Raw genomic sequence first — 2,103 nt, forward strand, 5'->3', positions numbered from 1 at the left:
CCGCGTCGAGCGCCACCGGCAGCAGCGCGAAGGCATAGCCTGACGCCGCCACCGCCGGTGCCGGCAATGCGGTCACCAACGCGGTGCCGCCGCCCGCCGCGTGCAGGCAGCGCAGCAGCGACATCGCCAGGATCGCGCCCGCGACCGCGACCCCCGCCGCGATTTCCGGCGCGAACAGATGTGCGGCGAGCGTGCCGACCACGGCGGAGACGACGTTGCCGCCGATCACCGGCCAGGGCTGCGACAGCGGACTCGCCGGCAAAGCGAACACCAACACCGCCGACGCACCGATCGGCGCGGCAAGATAGATCGCTGCGCCCGGCAGCAGCAGATGGCAGATAAAGGCGGTTGCCATGATCGCCACCAGCGCGCCGATGCAGGCGACCAGCCGATCGCGCGATGTTCCGCCCGCCAGCAAAGGCGACAGCAAGGGCAGGTGCGGATAGGCCGGCTTCTGGGTCATATCGGCGCCTTAGGTGGCAAAGTGCCGCCGCGCATCACGCGCTTTTCTTGGATGGCGCAAAGCACGCAAACATCCCTCTCGTCGGCGATTGCCTAAAGATGCAAGGAGGGCGTAGCGTCCGCTTCCCCATCCCGTAGGACGCCCCCCATGCTGACCCTCACCCGCGCGCACGGCACCGAACCCGAAGACCTGCATATCGGCCGCCGCGCCGCCGTGACGATGTTCTTCGCCGGCTATGCCGTCGCCGCCCTCGCCGCCGACGCCACGCCGATCCACACGCCCGACGACGGACTGATCGTCGAAGCCGCCCTGATCCCCAACGGCGCGCCCAAGCCGTTGCCGGCCTATGTCGCCCGGCCGAAAGGCACGGGACGCCACGCGACGATCATCGTCGTCAACGAGATTTTCGGCATCCACGATTATATCAAGGACATCTGCCGCCGGCTGGCGAAGCTTGGTTACGTCGCGGTCGCGCCCGATTTCTTCTATCGCTCGGGCGTCAACCTGCCCGCGATCAGCGACTTCAAGCAGATCATGCCGATCGTCGCCCAGGCCAGCGACGATCAGGTCGACGGCGACGTCAAGGCAACCTCCGCCTGGATCAAGAAGCAGAGCTTCGCCAGGCCCGACCGGATCGGCATCACCGGTTTCTGCTGGGGCGGCGCGGTCGTATGGCGCGCGGCGATGGTCGATCCCGATATCCGCGCGGGCGTCGCCTGGTACGGCCATGTCGAGAAACTGATCATGCGCGCGGGCGAAGTGCATTCGCCCGTGCTCGGCCTGTATGGCGGCCAGGATCAGGGGATCAGCCAGGATTCGCTGGCGGCAATGACGAAGGCGCTGACCATGACGGGCAAGACGGGCTCGTCGATCCACGTCTATCCCGACGCGGGCCATGGCTTCCACGCCGATTATCGCAGTTCCTACAACGAGGCCGACGCCAAGGATGGCTGGGCCAGGATGCTGGCCCATTTCAAGGCGAACGGGGTGGTCTGAGCCCTAACCCCTCCCGCTTGCGGGAGGGGTTAGGGGAGGGGCTATCCGGCCTGAGATCGGGGCGCTTGAGGAAGACTCCCCTCCCCCGACCCCTCCCGCAAGCGGGAGGGGAGACGAAGAAGTTCAACCCAGCAGTTTCTCGGCCTGATCGAGCACGTCGGAGAAGCTGCGCACGATCGTCTGATACGGCGTCGCCGTCGCCATATCGAGGCCGGCCTTGCGCAGGATATTGTAGCCGTAATCCGATCCGCCCGCGCGCAGTACCGACAGATAATTCTCGCGGTCCTTGACCGCGCCGTGCAGCAATTTGTCGGCGAAGTAGTTCGCGGCGGTGATCGAGGTCGCGTACTGGAACACGTAGAAGCCGTAGAAATAATGCTGGATATAGGCCCACTCGACGCCATAGGCCGGGTCCATCACGAACTTCGGACCGTGATAGCGCTTGAGCAGATCGAGGTTGATCTCGGTCATCTTCTGCCCTGACAGACCCTCGCCTTTCTCGGCCAGATCGTGGACCGCGAGCTGGAATTCGGCGAACATCGCCTGGCGGTAGAAAGTGCCGCGATAATTCTCCATCAGCTGGCCGAGATAGAAGAGCTTCTCCTGCTTGGTCCTGGCCTGGCCGATCATGTAGTTCGCCAGCA

The 2,103-nt window shown here is 65.2% G+C and carries 3 protein-coding genes; 1 reads left to right on the forward strand and 2 read right to left on the reverse strand.

Annotation, left to right across the window (positions count from 1 at the left end; all coding sequences use genetic code 11):
• A partial coding sequence (locus VK533_RS15530; RefSeq protein ID WP_324379349.1) for an HPP family protein occupies window positions 1-463 on the reverse strand: 463 nt, incomplete at its 3' end.
• Between the two features lie 147 nt (window positions 464-610).
• Here VK533_RS15530 and VK533_RS15535 point away from each other — a divergent pair.
• Window positions 611-1,459: a dienelactone hydrolase family protein gene (locus tag VK533_RS15535; protein WP_324379350.1), complete on the forward strand. Its 849-nt coding sequence runs from the start codon at window positions 611-613 to the stop codon at window positions 1,457-1,459.
• 123 nt (window positions 1,460-1,582) lie between these two features.
• Here the strand turns inward: VK533_RS15535 and VK533_RS15540 are convergent.
• The coding region (locus VK533_RS15540; RefSeq protein WP_324379352.1) for a M3 family metallopeptidase at window positions 1,583-2,103 on the reverse strand (521 nt) is incomplete at its 5' end.

Origin of the sequence: Sphingomonas sp., assembly GCF_035317925.1 — a bacterium.
Classification (GTDB): Bacteria; Pseudomonadota; Alphaproteobacteria; order Sphingomonadales; family Sphingomonadaceae; genus Sphingomonas_I.

Coding starts and splice junctions, on each gene's coding strand:
- VK533_RS15535 (WP_324379350.1), top strand. CDS start 611: ATGCTGACCCTCACCCGCGCGCACGGCACCGAACCCGAAGACCTGCAT.